Origin of the sequence: Microcystis sp. MC19 (genome assembly GCF_003019735.1) — a bacterium.
Lineage (GTDB): Bacteria > Cyanobacteriota > Cyanobacteriia > Cyanobacteriales > Microcystaceae > Microcystis.
Genome location: NZ_CP020664.1, coordinates 2,781,678 through 2,796,795 on the forward strand (window position 1 = coordinate 2,781,678; position 15,118 = coordinate 2,796,795).

Below are 15,118 nucleotides of genomic sequence, written 5' to 3' on the forward strand. Positions count from 1 at the left end.
TTTGTCAACTTTTTTTAACAATGGCATCTAATTTCTCAGGCACACCCTTCGAGCATCCTGCTGTCAATTTTGATCACAAATTTTCTCCTAGGCAGGTAAATCGTTTTCCACAACGATTGTTGCTCCTTTCACCCCAAGCGGCAACCTTTAATCAGCGTGGATTCATCTGTGATCCGCAAAGCGGCGGCCTGGCTGTTCAGCCTCAAAAACAGATATATTTGGAAACGATCGGGCAAACTTTTATCTATGGCTATAATGCAGCAATTATGGCTCATTCTCTCACGGACTTGTTTCCTCTTCTTGAAGGTGTCACGCTCAATCTGAGAGGATTTGCTTATGAAGGGGCAGCGATGGCTTTATCTTTGCTAGATTGTTTAACCCTGAGGAAGCGCAATCGCTTTGAGCATTTTTTAGCAAACGAGGGGAAAAAGCATATTTACATGGCCTATGTAGGGAAAGGATGGCAATTAGCCCGTATTCCCTTTTCTTTGCGCTTTTATCTCCAAAAATTAGCAGATTCTGCCCAACATTTTCCAGATTCTCTATTAGGTTGGTTAGCCCTTGACGGCTATGGATTTCATCAGGGATACTTTGCCTGGCCTAAGTATATCCGAGAGAGAAAGTCTCCTCAAGAATTATCGGGTTATGCGCGTCTTGTCTTTGCTCAAGGGTTAGGGCGCAGTCTTTGGTTTGTGAAAGGGGCAAATATTCCCGAAATTGCCGATCAGATCCAAAAATTCGACCCGCTGCTTCAACCCCATTTATGGAGTGGGATCGGCTTGGCTTGCACTTACGCGGGGGGAGTTTCTCCCGAAGAAATTCAACATCTAAAACAGCTGGCTGAACCTTATAGGGCAGAATTAGCCCAGGGAGCAGCTTTTGCGGCAAAAGCACGTTTACTAGCCGAAAACTGTTCGGAAAATACCGAAATAGCCTGTCAAATTTTGTGTGGAATGGCTATTACTGAAACAGCCAAGATCACTGATGATACCCTCATTGGCTTAGATTACCACGACCAAATCCCTGCCTATGAACAATGGCGACAAGCCATCCAAAGTCATTTTCGCACCTAATCCCCTAAACTGTCTTAAGCTTAGATTGAATGTAGTTACTTCTTTGAAACCATGAATCGTTTGGAAAAATTCATCCGACGCCATAGCAAGTCTATCTTGGCATTGGGGCTAATTTTAGTCTTATTCTTTGTTTCCCGTCTCCCCGCCCTATCAATGGCCGAAAGAGATGCGATCGCTTCTCGCTTTGCCTTTACTCGTTTTCCCTTACCTGAATTAGAAAATCAACCCTATCAAGTAGAAAGACCGACAAATCCCAGTTTAAGCCGTCATTCGGCCTGGATTTCGGCAGTTGGGGCGGCAGTTGCCCTGGGGGATCTCGATGGAGATGGCTTGGATAATGATCTCTGTCATGTAGAAACCCAAAGCAATCAGGTGATTATCTCCCCTGTTCCGGGTACGGGCAATCGTTATCAGCCCTTCACCCTGAATGTCACCGATTTTGACTATAACGACCAAACCATGGCCCCGATGGGATGTATTCCCAGTGATCTCAATGAAGATGGACTCAGGGATTTATTGGTGTATTATTGGGGACGAACACCGATCGCTTTTATCAAGCAAGATCAAGGTTATCTCCAGCAGCAAATCAGCCAAAAAAGGGAAAAATGGTACACCAATGCGGCAACCTTCTCGGATTTAGATGGGGACGGACACCCAGACTTAATCATTGGCAATTACTTCCCAGATAATGCCGAGATTTTGGATGTCAATTCTCAGAAAATCGAGAAAATGCAAGATTCGATGACCCGTGCTTATAATGGCGGTAAAAATCGAGTTTTCTTGTGGTCCGATGCCTCTACCACTGGAGTGACTTATCAAGAAGTCCAAGATGCTTTTGAGGAGAAAATTGCTCATGGTTGGACATTGGCCGTCGGAACAGCCGATTTAGACGGGGATTTATTGCCAGAGATTTATTTTGCCAATGATTTCGGACCCGATCGCCTCTTACATAATCGTTCTACCAGAGGACATCTCCAATTTGCCTTACTGGAAGGGCAAAAAGGGTTAACGACACCTAATTCTAAGGTACTCGGTCATGATGGCTTTAAGGGAATGGGGGTAGATTTCGGGGATATTAACCATGATGGACTCTTAGACATCTATGTGAGTAATATTGCTTCGGAATACGCCCTAGAGGAAAGTCATTTTCTCTTTACCAGTACGGGAGAAACGGAGAAAATGTCCCGAGGAATCGCCCCTTATGTCGATAAAAGCGAACCCTTGGGAGTCTCTCGTAGTGGCTGGAGTTGGGAAACAAAATTCGGCGATTTTGATAATGATGGGGAGTTAGAAGCGTTGCAAGCTACGGGATTTCGTAAGGGTGACATCAATCGTTGGCCGGAATTACATGAGTTAGCCATGAGTAATGATCAAGTCCTGAAAATCCCCAATAGTTGGTTTCATTTCCAAGATGGAGACGATTTAAGTGGTCATCAACATAATCCCTTTTTTGTGCGGGGTAAAGATGGACGTTACTATGATTTGGCATCGCAATTAAGCTTAGATGATCCCTCTGTCACCAGAGGAATTGCCACCGCCGATGTGGATGGAGATGGGGATTTAGACTTTGTAGTAGCAAATCAGTGGGAAACCTCTTATTTTTATCGTAATGATAGTCCAAATATCAGTCAATCTCTGGAATTAGAGCTTTTAACCCCTGCGCTCTCCCCTAATGCTTCTTCAGAAAAAGGGAAAATGGGTATCCCCGCAATTGGCGCAGCGGTTAAGGTGTCTCTACCTGATGGCAATCACCTGGTGGCGCAGGTAGATGGGGGCAATGGTCATTCTGGTGTGAGAAGTCCAGTATTACACTTTGGTTTAGGCAAAATTGACCCTAATACCGCTTTACCCGTTGACATTCAATGGCGTAACCACAAGGGAGAAATTAAGCAAACCCAGTTATTATTAACGTCGGGTAAACAGACAATTTTGCTAGAGGAATCGGTTTAAAATCATTCTGTAAAGGGCGTAAGGTTTGCGCCCTTATCGTTCACCGTCTAAAATTAATCTGTTGAGTATAGGCTACATATCAGGAGAGGCAAAAGCGGCAATAGATAATCAGTCTTTAATAACCGGATTTAGGATTAGATGGACTGATTCACCGAAAAGTTTATCCAGAAATGCCTGCTAAAGTTGCATATTCTTTAACCGCTTTCGGAGAAAGCCTGAAACCGATTATTCTGCAAATGCGCCGCACCAATTAGGAATTGAGAAAAATACCAGACTTTAAGGTTTTAAATTTCCTTCTCGAATAAACCAAGTAATTGTGGCACTGGTAAAAGCAGTGATAGCGACAATAGCTATTTGTTTCCAGTTTTTAAATTCCCCAACTTTCTCGATTAAATCGGGAATTTTTTGGGTTAATACTGCTTGGGATTGAATTGTTCCTTCAATTTTAGCCGTGATAATTTTCACTTCCGTGATTTCTTTGTGTAGATTAATAAATTGCTTGTTATTTTCTTCTCTCAGGGTTTCTATTTGTTGGCGATTATCTTCCTTTAGCGTATCAATTTGCTCGCAGGTTTCTTCTCGCAGGGAACTTATTTGCTCGCGGTTTTCTTCTCGCAGGGAAGTTATTTGCTCGCGAGTTTCTTCTCGCAGGGAAGTTATTTGCTCGCGGTTTTCCTCTCGCAGGGAAATCATCTGCTCGCGGTTTTCCTGTCGCATTGCCGAGAGTAAGTCTTTCAATTCTTGAATATCATTGCTAGTAACAGTAGTCATAGAATTAACCCCAAGAGAATCTATTTAACCGGCACTCTTTGATTTTATTATATTTCACCTACGCTAAAAAGGTCAAATTCATCAAATTTAATTACCTCGGAGTCAGGATAACGGGTATCAAAACGATAACTGCTCACGGTTCCTTTTTCTGTATCTAAAATGCTAAAAACCGTCAGATCATTACTGGCAATATAGGGTAAAGGTTGATTAACCCAATCCACTAGAGGAGCAATGTTCGGGATAATTGCTGGCAATCCATTGGGATTACCGACGCTCGCATAATTTCTATCGAGAGGTACAGGACGTTTTTTATCACCTAAATGAGCGCCATAACTATTACCAACGTTAGAAGATTCGAGAAAATTCATACCATTAGGACTAAGAAAACGATTCCATAAATGAGAATGACCATAAAAAACCAAATTAACCTTGGCTGATTCTAATAAAGGAATTAGATCACGAATAATATAATCATTTTCTTGGGGATAATCATAACGTACTGATCTAACTTTTCCCGTGGCATCCTGTTCAATGGTCGGCACGGGATCGGTGTAGGGTGGCACGATATTTCCTCCTAGGGTATGGGGAGGATGATGAAACATAACTACCTTATATTTAGCCTCTTGAAATTCTCGACTATTTAACTCTTTTTCTAACCATTGATATTGAGGACTACCCTGAGCAATTGGCTCAAAAATATGCTGACCGTAACCCCAGAGTTCTGGTCTATCTAAATCTCTTTGATTTTCGTAATATCTTCCCCTTGTACTGGGTTCTAAATTGGGATTTCTCCAGATATTAGTAACATATAAAACCACTAAACGAATATCACCAAAGGTCAGAGAATAATATTTATTTTGAGGCAAAGAAAAAATTTCTTGGTAGGTTTCTGTGTTAAAAGCATTATTTTTTAACCATTTTTCATTAATTGCTGCTGTGTCCTCTGCTAGTTGTTTAGCAATAAACTGAGGAATAGCATCTTCAAACTGTTCATTTAAACCTCTGGAATTAGAAATTCTGCCCATAACTTCATGATTACCAATAGCAGGAAATAAGGGGGCATTTTGAATAATTTCTCCCCCTTTATAAATAGTCTGAATACCATTCTTGGTAAGAGGATAATTAGCACGACCTTGTAAACAGGGAAAAAATGCCCCACCGCGACTATCATCAAACCATTCGGAAGCTCGATCGGGTATATTAACTAAATCTCCCGCTAAAAAAACTGCATCTACCTGTCCAATAGTTTCGCTAACTTTTTGTAAATTAGCGGCAGTCATGGGCATTAATTGATGATCGGAAGTGAGCAGAATTTTGAGATTAGTTCCTTTTTTGGGTCTTGGGGTAAGGGTATAAATATCACTTCTAATCGCTGTATTTTCCTGAAAACTGGTGACTTGATAGGGAATCCTTTCCCCTGGATTTAAATCAGTAATTTCGGACTGATGTCGCCAGATTTCTCGCTCGCTTAAAGATTGATAAGCTTCAAGGGTTCTCGATTTGGCATCTTCTCTAACTCTAGTTAATTTGCTAGTACGAGCGAGGGACATTTTCTCTAGTTTTTCCCCGTAGCGCACCTGATGACCAGTGCCAAAAAATTCCGTAAACCAAATCACTTGTATTGATGTTTCGGTGGGTAATTGTAAAAAAGGTTCGGTTAAAAGTTGATCCTTGTTCATTGTCGCTAAAAGATAACTGCTGTACTGCATTTAAACAGTTCTAAGGAGTAATTGAGATAGTCCAGAACTTAACTGGTAATAATTAGCAGATTCCCTATTTTATCGGCTAATGTAAAACCTTAGACTCTAACTGCTGCTGTTGCCAGAGATTTTGATAGACTCCGGGGACTGCGATTAACTCCTCGTGGGTTCCCATCTGGACAATTTCTCCGCGATCCATGACAAAAATGCGATCGGCAGTGGCAGCGGCCGATAATTGATGGGAGATAAAAATCACGGTTTTTTGGCTTTCTTGGCTGAGATTTTCCAAAATAGCCGTGGCCGTTTGATTATCGACGCTAGATAGAGCATCATCGAGGATTAAAATTGGCGCTTGGATGGCTAAAGCACGCGCTAAAGAGACCCGTTGACGTTGACCCCCGGAAAGAGTAATCCCACGTTCTCCCACTAAAGTGCTGTATTTTTGCGGGAAATTCTCGATTTCCTCCTCAATTCTCGCTTGTTTGGCTGCCGATTTCACTGCCAGAAAATTCAGCAGCGGATCGCCGTAACGGATATTATCTTCGATGCTGGTACTAAATAAAAAACTTTCTTGGGGAACATAAGCGATCGCTTTTCGCAGCTCTTCCAGGGCAATTTGAGTGACATCTTGATGATCAATAAATAACTGTCCCTCGGCAATATCTAAAAGACGGGGAATAGCGTTAGCAAGGGTAGATTTTCCCGATCCGATCGCACCGACGACCGCTACCGTTTCCCCCGGATTAATGGTAAAAGAAAGAGATTTTAATGCGGGTTCCTTAGCATCAGGATAGAAAAAAGTCAAGGCTTTGGCGGTAATTTTTCCTTGAATATTTTTTAAGTGAATACAATCGGCATTGTCTTTAATTTTAGCCTCAGCTAACAGGATAGTTTCTAGGCGATCGATACTCACTTCTCCCTGTTGGTAGGCCGTAATAGTGAAACCTAATAAAGTAGTAGGAAAAACTAATCTTTCGGCCAAAATTAACAGAGCAATAAAGTCCCCAATCGTGATATTGCCCGCTATAATTTGTCTAGTACCGAGGGAAAGCAAGGCCAACAAACTCACATAGGCTAAAGCTTCGACCAGGGGAAAAAGAAAATTACGAGTCTGGGCTAAATCTAAATTAGCCTTTAATAATTCGCCATTTCTTTGTTTAAATGCTAGGCGCTCGTTAGCTTCTTGGGCATAGATTTTAATTAGAGTAATACCACTCATATCCTCTTGAATTAAATCGCTCAGATGCGAGAGTTTTTCCTGTACTTTTTGCTGTTGCTGCTGCAGACGACCACTAAATAACTGCACGGCAATTAACATCAAAGGATAGACAGAAATAGCGGCGACTGAAAGGGGAATATGAATCGCTAACATTACGGGCAAAGTTAACCCATAGGCAAAAAAAGTATTAGCCAAACTGAGCAAAGCAAAACCCAGCAGACGACGCACATTATCTACATCGCTAGTGGCACGGTTGATTAAATCTCCTGAAGTTTGCCGAGAAAAGTAGGCTGGTTCAAGGGTTAATAAATGCTGAAAGATTTTTTGTTTAAGATCGAACTCTACCTGACGACCGATCCCGAATAATAACACTCTGGAAATCATGCGGATAAACCACATAATCGAGGCTAAAGCGACAATTAAAATCACATAATAAATGATTTTTTGGAAGTCAAAGGATTTACTCAAATCATCGATGCTATCCCGGATTAAAAGCGGTATGTAAACACCCAAAAGATTAACAATAAGCAAAGCAACTACCCCCCCAGTTACCATTTGCCAATGGGGACGTAGATAATTTGCTAGTTTTTTAATGCGAGAATAAGCCATATTCAGTTACCAGTTATCAGTTAGAACAGGGAAGAGGCAAAAGAGGGAATAGATAATCACTGGGTTATCAGATGCGGCCACATTTCCCACCTAAGAATTTTGATTTTTTCTCCTTGTCCTGATTTAGCCGCAGTTTAAGATTAGAACCAGCCTTGGGCGGTTTACCTGGGGGCTGATCAATTTTAGCTTGCTGAGAAATGAGAGTCAAGACAAGCAGCTATTCTCAGTTTAGCGGCTTAAGAGATTAGAAAACGGGTTTCTTAAAGAAACCCGTTTTCTAAGAAACCCGCTTTCTTTAAGAAAGCGGGTTTCTGGTCAATATCTCAGGGTAAACTAAAAGTCTGAGCAAGGTTTTTCATGGTACGGAACAGCTTATAAGACTGGTCAGGAAAAGTTTGAAAGTCAAACCTTTGGTAAAATCTTACTGCTTGATCGTCAACCGCCTCTACCACTACCGCAAAACACCCCGTTGTTTGACTGACTCTCAGACTTCTATATAAAGCATCCATAATCAACAATTTCCCCCAACCAGATCCCCGACAATCAAGATCCACTGCTAATCTACCAATTAAAGTCACGCCAACTAGCGGATATTTAGGCGACTTTTTACCAAGACTTTGGGGTAGCGATTCGAGATTGATGCTACTCATGGATAAAGTATAGTAGCCCATGATTTTTTCGCGTTCTCGGTCAACGAGAACGTAGGGAATGGCAATATTTCGCTTCTTATCTTGGGTAGCGAGATCGTGCAAGTAGCGATCCAGTTGTTCGTTACCACAGCTAAAAGCTGCCCGATTGTGATGGCTTTCGAGAGTTTCTAGACAAAAATCAACAGATTCCGAATTTAACACAAATCTAGCAACTATTTATTCATCATTTGCTCGTACCATTGAGCGTCTGCTTGAGCTTGCTCGGAGGGAGCGGGGGGATTTAACAAGGCCTCGACAAAAGTGAATTGATCGCGTTCGGTTAATTCTACCAATTGGCTATCTTTGATCGTTTGCATAGCTGCCTCAGCCAAAACTGACACCATAAACTCAGTCAAGTTCTGTCCCCGTAAAAAGGCAGCCATCTCCATCAGTTGCTTTTGCTCTGCTGTTATGCAAGCCTCTAACCGCGCATTGTTGCCGATTTTAGTCCCTTGGGGTAAATCTTTATCTGGTTTCGTTCTCATGGCTTAGAAATTATCTAATTTAAGCACATTATATTCTCAGAAAACGGGTTTCTGAGTTGATAAGAAAGCGGGTTTCTGGGTTGTTGACGAGAAAACGGGTTTCTTAGAGAAACCCGTTTTCTGGATCTCTTTGAAGCCTTACTCATCTAACAACAGCCCCTTTAACTCTGGAGAGATGACATCTATATCCATCATCATAAATGAACGACAAGCAGCCATCGAGCCTAAAATCGCGACAATAATTTCCAGATTGGGTAGTGTTCCTTCTCGCCATCCCACATATTCGCGAAAACTGGAGAATTCCCATTCCTGTGGCTGACTTACCAAACCCGCTTTCACTGGATTACAATGAATATACCTCGACAAATTTAATAAATACTCTGTATCATTTACTAGAATTGCCTGAAACCGCCCTTGAAACAATGAGCCAACTCGCCCATATCGCCGATTTATGGCTTTGGTATAAGACAGGGAAAAGGCTTGCATTGCCGCAGAAAGCTCGGCTTTTTTCAGCTGTATTAGCAGGTGATAGTGGTTGGGCATCAAGCAATAGGCAATAACATCTAACGTTTCTAGCAGATATTTACGCACCAATCGCAGAAAAAAAAGATAATTTTCTCGCTCAAAGAAGATATCTTGACGGTTATTGCCGCGATTATAGATATGGTAGTATTGTCCTGGTTGAAAGATATTCTGACGATAGGGCATATTTATCTTATCTCTAGAAAACAGCTTTCTCTGGCTTACTATTCTAAGCTAAGAGAAACCCGCTTTCTGAGTTGATGATGAGAAACCCGCTTTCTGGGTTGATGAGAAACCCGCTTTCTGGGTTGATGAGAAACCCGCTTTCTGAGTTGATGATGAGAAACCCGCTTTCTGAGTTGATGAGAAACCCGCTTTCTGAGTTGATGAGAAACCCGCTTTCTGAGTTGATGATGAGAAAGCGGAGAAAGCGGGTTTCTGAGTTGATGATGAGAAACCCGCTTTCTGAGTTGATGATGAGAAACCCGCTTTCTGAGTTGATGATGAGAAACCCGCTTTCTGAGTTGATGATGAGAAACCCGCTTTCTGAGTTGATGATGAGAAAGCGGAGAAAGCGGGTTTCTGAGTTGATGATGAGAAACCCGCTTTCTGAGTTGATGATGAGAAACCCGCTTTCTGAGTTGATGAGAAACCCGCTTTCTAAAGATTGTATTAAAATGTATCATAAGATACAGTTCGGGGGGGGGGAGAGGGTACTTTTGGCAGCGAGCTTTAGGATTAGGTGCGCCGTGTCTTGGCCCAACTGAAAAAAGCTGTGATCGCCGACAAATTTATCTTTATCTCAATGTATAGATGAAGCAATCATGAATACAAAAATGAAAAATAGTGCCTTTGACAAGCTGAAACTGGCTCCCATCGCCCTAGCGGCGGGTGCGGGCATGATGCTGGCTGCGGCTGCCCCCGCACAAGCGGCAGTGGTCAGTCTGAGTCAGACGGTGACTCAGGGGGGGGTTGTATATTTTGCTATCTACAACAGCACTGTCGACAGTCCCCTTACCCAGCTTCCCGGTGCAACAGGAAGCAACGCCTATGGCATAAGTTCTGCGGCGATTGTCGGCGGGCGAAGCGATGCTTTTGACGGTTTCGGTGGCATCACCGTCAACGGAGCAGCCTTCAAGCAGCCCAATGACGAGGTGGATCTGACCACCACTGGGGCGGGAACCTTCGTCAACACCATCAGCCCCGTCAACCTTGGCGGCATCAACACCAGCCTGGACTACTTCATGAGTGCTTCCAGCCCCACTGTGCGGGTGTTTGGTACCTTCACCAACACCACCGCCAATCTCCTCTCGGCGGCGATCGCCTATGGCGGTAACTTGGGTTGTGATAAAAATTGTAGGATTGAGGACAGCAGCACGGGAGACAACGCCTTCCAGTCGGCCCTCGACCGTTGGTTCATTACCTCTGATGGTCCAACGGATTTGGATCCCTTTCTAACTTTCGTGCGCTTCGGGCCGGGGGGGCAACTTGCCTCTTCCACGCCGGCGGTACCGAGTGAGGACTTTGATGGTAATGTAGATCAATTTGCGGATATCTGGACTTTGAGCCTTGCCCCTGGAGAGACTAAGAGCCTGATGTGGTTCGTTAACTTTAACAATAGTTTGGCCGAAGCCCAGGCAGGTACTCCGGTTTTCGATGACTTGAGTACTTTGGGAGCCGCTGGCTTGCTGGCGGGTTTGTCGCCCACCCAGATTGCGGGAACTGCCAACTGGAAGCAGACTCCCGAACCTTCTAGCCTCATAGGATTGGGAAGTTTACTAGGTTTTGGGTTGTTGTCTAAGATCAAACGAAGAAACCCTTAAAGAAAACGGGTTTCTTAAAGAAACCCGTTTTCTGGGGCTGACTTGCCAAACCCGCTTTCTTTAAGAAAGCGGGTTTCTGGGTTGTTGATGAGAAACCCGTTTTCTGGCTTATGCTATAACCATACTACTATGCGCTCTAAATCTACAAAAACAACCGGTATAACCATTGAAACTGGATTCGATCGCCTGCGGACAGGTCGCCTTCAGGAAGCGGCGGCGATCGCCAATCAACTCCTCAGCAGTAATCCCAACCATCACGGTGCGCTCAACTTATCGGGATTGATTGCCCTCAACCAAGGAGAAAAAGAACAAGCCGTCCGACTATTACAGAGAGCAGTAAAATTAAAACCCAGTGAACCAATTTACCAGTGCAACCTAGGCGCCGCTTACCGCCAGAGTCACCGCTATAACGAAGCAATTTCCGCCTGTCAAAAAGCGCTCAAACTGCGTCCCAACTACCCCAATGCCCTAACTACCCTTGCCAGTACCTACTTTGCCTCGGAGCAGTACCAGGAGGCGCTGACAACCTACGAACAAGCGATCGCAATCGCCCCAGAACAGGCTCTACTGCAAGCCTACCGAGCCGATACCTTGCGGGAATTAGGTCAGATTCGTGCGGCGATCGAGGCTTACGAACAAGCTCTCCATCTTTCTCCCGACTTACCTCACGCCATGGGCAATTTTGGACTAACTTTATTGGCAGTCGGGCAACCGGAACGCGCCCTAGAATATTGCCGCCGGGCTACCGAATCCGAAGCAAAAAATAGTCAAGCTTGGATGAATTTGGGAACCGTCTTCCGCACCTTGGGACAGTTGGAAGCGGCCATGGATGCCTATGGCAAAGCTTACGATCTCAATCCCGATTCTGCCATGCTCTGCACCCTGATCGGTCAGATTTGGCAGGAAGTCAGCGAATTGCCACAGGCACTCACTTGGTACGATAAAGCCCTAGCAATTGAACCAGAGCGCCTTGATAGTCGCTGTGCCTTCGCTGGGGCAATTCTCGACTTAGGGGATAGCGCCACCGCCATCACTCGCTACCAAGAAATTATCGAGCAGCATTCCGACTATGGCGAGGCCTATTCAGGACTCAGCCAAGCTCTCTGGGAAGATGGCGACGCAGAAGAGGCAGTCGCGGTGGCCTATCGAGCAGTAGAACTCAAGCCCGAAAATGCCAGCTTGCGGGCGCATCTAGCCAGCATTCTCGCCTCTGCTGGGGATGTGGAAAGCGCCAACGCCGCCAACCGCGAGGCCCTGGCCGTCAATCCTAACTGTATTCCCGCCCTGGTCAATTTAGCCCAGAATTTGCGGGGAAAACTGCCGCCAGAGGATGCTCAACAGATGGAGACATTACTCGAAGCCAAGTGGGCCAGAGAAGGCACACAGTCGGAGCTTCATTTTGGACTCGCCCACTACTACGACGGTTGTAAGAACTACGCCCAGGCCGCCACCCATGCGATCGCTGCCAACAAACTACACACCGCCCACAAGCAGGAGCGAGGCTGGGATTACAATCCCGATGACTACGCCCAATATATCGACCAATTAATCGCCCACTTCACCCCCGAATTTTTCCAGCGCACTCAGGGGATGGGCAATCCCTCCACCGCCCCCGTTTTCATCGTCGGGATGCCCCGCAGCGGCACGACTTTGACGGAGCAGATTCTCGCCAGCCATCCCCAAGTATTTGGGGCCGGTGAGCGCAACTTTGCCGGTAATTGCTTTAACAGCCTACCGGCACTGATGGGGCATCCCGGCAGTACAACCGTCTGGGACTGTCTCCAGCAGCTTGGTCAACCTCAGATTCTTCACCTAGCCGATTGGCATCTGGCACAGTTAGAACAACTGCTCACCAAAGCAGGGACAGAGAGGGAGAATGTCCAGAGAATTGTCGATAAAATGCCCGACAATTACAGCCTTTTGGGCTGGATTGTTACTGCTTTTCCCAATGCCAAGATTATCCATTGTCGCCGCGATGTGCGGGATGTGGCGGTTTCCTGTTGGATCCCACATTCCGCACCCTAAGCTGTCACAGAGAGAAATTACGGAGAGAAAAAATCAAAGTGAGCATAAAAATAAACATAAGGAGCGAAAAAAGGCATTTGAGAAACAGTAAAGCACCAAAAATGGCATCAAAACCTATTCTCAATAAGGAGCAATAAGAATTAACACCACCTAGAGGAGTCAACAGATAAATAAAAGAAGAAATCCAAGAGATAAATCATAATTTAGACTAATCAATTAAAGTAAAAAACTAAATTATAGACATAGTAAAGTGGAGCTATAAATCAAAGATATTAGCTCATGTTCACTCATAGAAATTAAATTGATAGAGATAATAATTAGGTGGCTAATTGATAGTAACGTAAACAATCATCTGGTAAAAGACGCAAGATAAAATCTCTGTCCTTATTCCAATTAGAAATATGTTCCTCCTGATTAAGTGTAATCAAATGAATACAATGAAAGCATTGAAAAATCCAGCGTAAAGTAGGGGAATTAGTTGCTTTACCTAATTGATTTTTAATTGTTGATTTAGACTCTTTCAGAGCATTTCTAATTTGACGTTGAGCCAATGTATAAACCAAGAGACATAAACCCATAATCATTCCCATAGACTCTATTCTCTCAGGACTTTTAAGGAAAATACTATCGGCAAAAAATAATGGGTCTTTGAGAAAACCAAACCCCCGTTCACATGATTGTTGAGCTTTATATTCCCTGAGCATAGAATCATCACTAAGTTCCTGTGAATCTAAAACATTCGTAGCAATAATAAAACATCCTGCACTCAGCAATTCTGTATTAATTTTACTTTCATCCTGGCAGACTGTAGCTGATATTTGGTAGGATATTTCATTTAGAGAATCTTTTTTATTAGATTTGGCTGGAGTAACCTTACTTTCGTTAATTTGGTGATATTTGAACTGGGTTGATAATTTTGATAATGCCTTGATAGCATCTGCTTCACAAGCAAATCTCTCTTGTGATAACTTTTTCAAATCAAGAACCGCTTTTGATTCGGCTTTGGTAATTTTTTGGGTTAGTTTACGCAGGTCTGATTCTCTTCTTTCTTGACTTTGTACTACTAACCATCTTTGTTCTATTCCTGCATAATTTTCGGTTTTTGATACTAATTTATATCCTGGTATTGTACTATCAATAAATTCTGATTCTGGTATTGTTGATATTAATGATTTTGCTGCTTTTATGCTTAATGGTACTCGACATAACCACTGTAAATCTGACATCATTTTCAGGTTTGATTCTGTATATAAGGCAGAGTCAGCAACCATGAGACTATTAACTTCTAATTGTTTGTGATATTCTACTGCTATTTGACCAAAACATGATGAGTCTGCTTGGTTTCCTGATGCTAGTTTCAAAAATATTGGGATGTCTCCATCTCCTGAACATATCATTTCTATGATGAACTGTTTTAAGTCCGGCCGATGGTCACGAGAATAACCATAAGTGATGGTTATTTCTTTTGGTGATTTTACTGCTATTTCTTCTAATTCTTGGTTATTTCCTATTTTTTGATTCTCAAATATTACTTCTGGTAAGCTAGTGTTATACTGCCCATGTACGTGGATTGATGATGAGTCTAGATGTGATGTTGATAGTGATACTCCAAATTTTTGGGCGGCTTTTACTGCGATGATGAAAAATATTGTATCTAATCCTTTTATAAATAGTTTATCCATGACTCTCCCCAATTTATCGTCGTTGAGATATTCTGGTTTTACTCCTGTTCCTATTAGATGTTCACAGGCGATTGTTTCAAAATATTCGGGAAACATATATAAGGGTTTGGAAACAAATCCTAACCCGTTGATTATCATGGCTTTTACTACTTGACCTGCATTTACTTTTTCGTCTTTTTCGACTCCTATCAATTCGTTTATTATTTCTACTATTCCGATTGAGTCTATTATTCCTGCCACTATCCCTAGATGGTCTATGTTCTGAATTTCTATTTCTTGGGGTTTTAATTTCACAACAGATTCCTCCACTACTTCTAAGTACCTAAGCAAAATTAATTACACATATCTAACCCCGCTCTTGCCTCTTGCCTATCTTCACTAGGAAATTAATTTTGCACGACTACTTATTGTAATCAATTATTTCTTGTTTTCTGAACAATTATTTTTTTCTCTTGAATTTTCTCTTTCTCGCTCCATACCCCTTTTAATGCTATATATTCTCATTAACCCTTTTAACCTTTGAATTAATTTTAGTTATTATGTACTACTTTAATGGCTTTTTTGATCTGT

Annotated in this window: 12 protein-coding genes and 1 pseudogene; 6 read left to right on the forward strand and 7 right to left on the reverse strand. The window is 42.9% G+C overall.

Going from position 1 to position 15,118, the window contains the following annotated elements:
• The first annotated feature begins 20 nt into the window (after nt 1–20).
• From B5D77_RS14075 to B5D77_RS14085, 3 genes and pseudogenes are all read left to right on the forward strand, one after another.
• A complete protein-coding gene (locus tag B5D77_RS14075) occupies nt 21–1,073 on the forward strand; it encodes a DUF1702 family protein (RefSeq protein ID WP_039900514.1) in 1,053 nt (350 codons plus the stop codon).
• Between the two features lie 51 nt (nt 1,074–1,124).
• Entirely contained in the window at nt 1,125–3,023 is a 1,899-nt protein-coding gene (locus B5D77_RS14080; RefSeq protein WP_106909052.1) for a CRTAC1 family protein, read from the forward strand.
• Nucleotides 3,024–3,163: 140 nt separating this feature from the next.
• Nucleotides 3,164–3,277, forward strand: a pseudogene (locus B5D77_RS14085) (winged helix-turn-helix transcriptional regulator); the annotation flags it as partial.
• Nucleotides 3,278–3,299: 22 nt separating this feature from the next.
• On the opposite strand, the gene B5D77_RS14090 reads toward B5D77_RS14085, so the two are convergent.
• The 6 genes from B5D77_RS14090 to B5D77_RS14115 all read right to left on the reverse strand — a co-directional run bounded on the left by B5D77_RS14090 (nt 3,300) and on the right by B5D77_RS14115 (nt 9,204).
• On the reverse strand, nt 3,300–3,794 hold the full coding sequence (locus B5D77_RS14090; protein WP_008205958.1) for a hypothetical protein: 495 nt from the start codon (nt 3,792–3,794) through the stop codon (nt 3,300–3,302).
• 47 nt (nt 3,795–3,841) lie between these two features.
• A complete protein-coding gene (locus B5D77_RS14095; protein WP_106909054.1) occupies nt 3,842–5,503 on the reverse strand; it encodes a metallophosphoesterase family protein in 1,662 nt (553 codons plus the stop codon).
• A 76-nt stretch (nt 5,504–5,579) separates the two neighbouring features.
• Entirely contained in the window at nt 5,580–7,322 is a 1,743-nt protein-coding gene (locus tag B5D77_RS14100) for an ABC transporter ATP-binding protein (RefSeq protein WP_106909055.1), read from the reverse strand.
• Nucleotides 7,323–7,645: 323 nt separating this feature from the next.
• Nucleotides 7,646–8,173 carry a GNAT family N-acetyltransferase gene (locus B5D77_RS14105; protein WP_106909056.1) on the reverse strand — a complete coding sequence of 176 codons (528 nt, stop codon included), beginning with the start codon at nt 8,171–8,173 and terminating at the stop codon, nt 7,646–7,648.
• A gap of 11 nt (nt 8,174–8,184) precedes the next feature.
• Nucleotides 8,185–8,496 carry a DUF1778 domain-containing protein gene (locus B5D77_RS14110; RefSeq protein WP_002790954.1) on the reverse strand — a complete coding sequence of 104 codons (312 nt, stop codon included), beginning with the start codon at nt 8,494–8,496 and terminating at the stop codon, nt 8,185–8,187.
• 138 nt (nt 8,497–8,634) lie between these two features.
• Nucleotides 8,635–9,204, reverse strand: a complete 570-nt coding sequence (locus tag B5D77_RS14115) for a transposase (protein ID WP_008205949.1) — start codon at nt 9,202–9,204, stop codon at nt 8,635–8,637.
• A gap of 74 nt (nt 9,205–9,278) precedes the next feature.
• On the opposite strand from B5D77_RS14115, the gene B5D77_RS14120 reads away from it, so the two are divergent.
• The 3 genes from B5D77_RS14120 (at nt 9,279) to B5D77_RS14130 (ending at nt 12,866) form a co-directional block, all read left to right on the forward strand.
• Nucleotides 9,279–9,785: a hypothetical protein gene (locus tag B5D77_RS14120; protein ID WP_106909057.1), complete on the forward strand. Its 507-nt coding sequence runs from the start codon at nt 9,279–9,281 to the stop codon at nt 9,783–9,785.
• Nucleotides 9,786–9,842: 57 nt separating this feature from the next.
• Complete coding sequence (locus tag B5D77_RS14125) at nt 9,843–10,841, forward strand: PEP-CTERM sorting domain-containing protein (protein WP_106909058.1); 999 nt, start codon at nt 9,843–9,845, stop codon at nt 10,839–10,841.
• Nucleotides 10,842–10,970: 129 nt separating this feature from the next.
• The gene (locus B5D77_RS14130; protein ID WP_254052963.1) at nt 10,971–12,866 is read left to right on the forward strand and encodes a tetratricopeptide repeat-containing sulfotransferase family protein; all 1,896 of its coding nucleotides are present in this window, start codon (nt 10,971–10,973) and stop codon (nt 12,864–12,866) included.
• A 317-nt stretch (nt 12,867–13,183) separates the two neighbouring features.
• Here B5D77_RS14130 and B5D77_RS14140 read toward each other — a convergent pair whose 3' ends face one another.
• Nucleotides 13,184–14,842: an IS1634 family transposase gene (locus B5D77_RS14140; protein WP_104395285.1), complete on the reverse strand. Its 1,659-nt coding sequence runs from the start codon at nt 14,840–14,842 to the stop codon at nt 13,184–13,186.
• Nucleotides 14,843–15,118: the final 276 nt, after the last annotated feature.

What these genes read in the sequence shown, in the direction of transcription:
- B5D77_RS14075 (WP_039900514.1), top strand. Translation starts at nt 21, where the DNA reads ATGGCATCTAATTTCTCAGGCACACCCTTCGAGCATCCTGCTGTCAAT.
- B5D77_RS14080 (WP_106909052.1), top strand. Translation starts at nt 1,125, where the DNA reads ATGAATCGTTTGGAAAAATTCATCCGACGCCATAGCAAGTCTATCTTG.
- B5D77_RS14090 (WP_008205958.1), bottom strand. Translation starts at nt 3,794, where the DNA reads ATGACTACTGTTACTAGCAATGATATTCAAGAATTGAAAGACTTACTC.
- B5D77_RS14095 (WP_106909054.1), bottom strand. Translation starts at nt 5,503, where the DNA reads ATGCAGTACAGCAGTTATCTTTTAGCGACAATGAACAAGGATCAACTT.
- B5D77_RS14100 (WP_106909055.1), bottom strand. Translation starts at nt 7,322, where the DNA reads ATGGCTTATTCTCGCATTAAAAAACTAGCAAATTATCTACGTCCCCAT.
- B5D77_RS14110 (WP_002790954.1), bottom strand. Translation starts at nt 8,496, where the DNA reads ATGAGAACGAAACCAGATAAAGATTTACCCCAAGGGACTAAAATCGGC.
- B5D77_RS14115 (WP_008205949.1), bottom strand. Translation starts at nt 9,204, where the DNA reads ATGCCCTATCGTCAGAATATCTTTCAACCAGGACAATACTACCATATC.
- B5D77_RS14120 (WP_106909057.1), top strand. Translation starts at nt 9,279, where the DNA reads ATGATGAGAAACCCGCTTTCTGGGTTGATGAGAAACCCGCTTTCTGGG.
- B5D77_RS14125 (WP_106909058.1), top strand. Translation starts at nt 9,843, where the DNA reads ATGAATACAAAAATGAAAAATAGTGCCTTTGACAAGCTGAAACTGGCT.
- B5D77_RS14130 (WP_254052963.1), top strand. Translation starts at nt 10,971, where the DNA reads ATGCGCTCTAAATCTACAAAAACAACCGGTATAACCATTGAAACTGGA.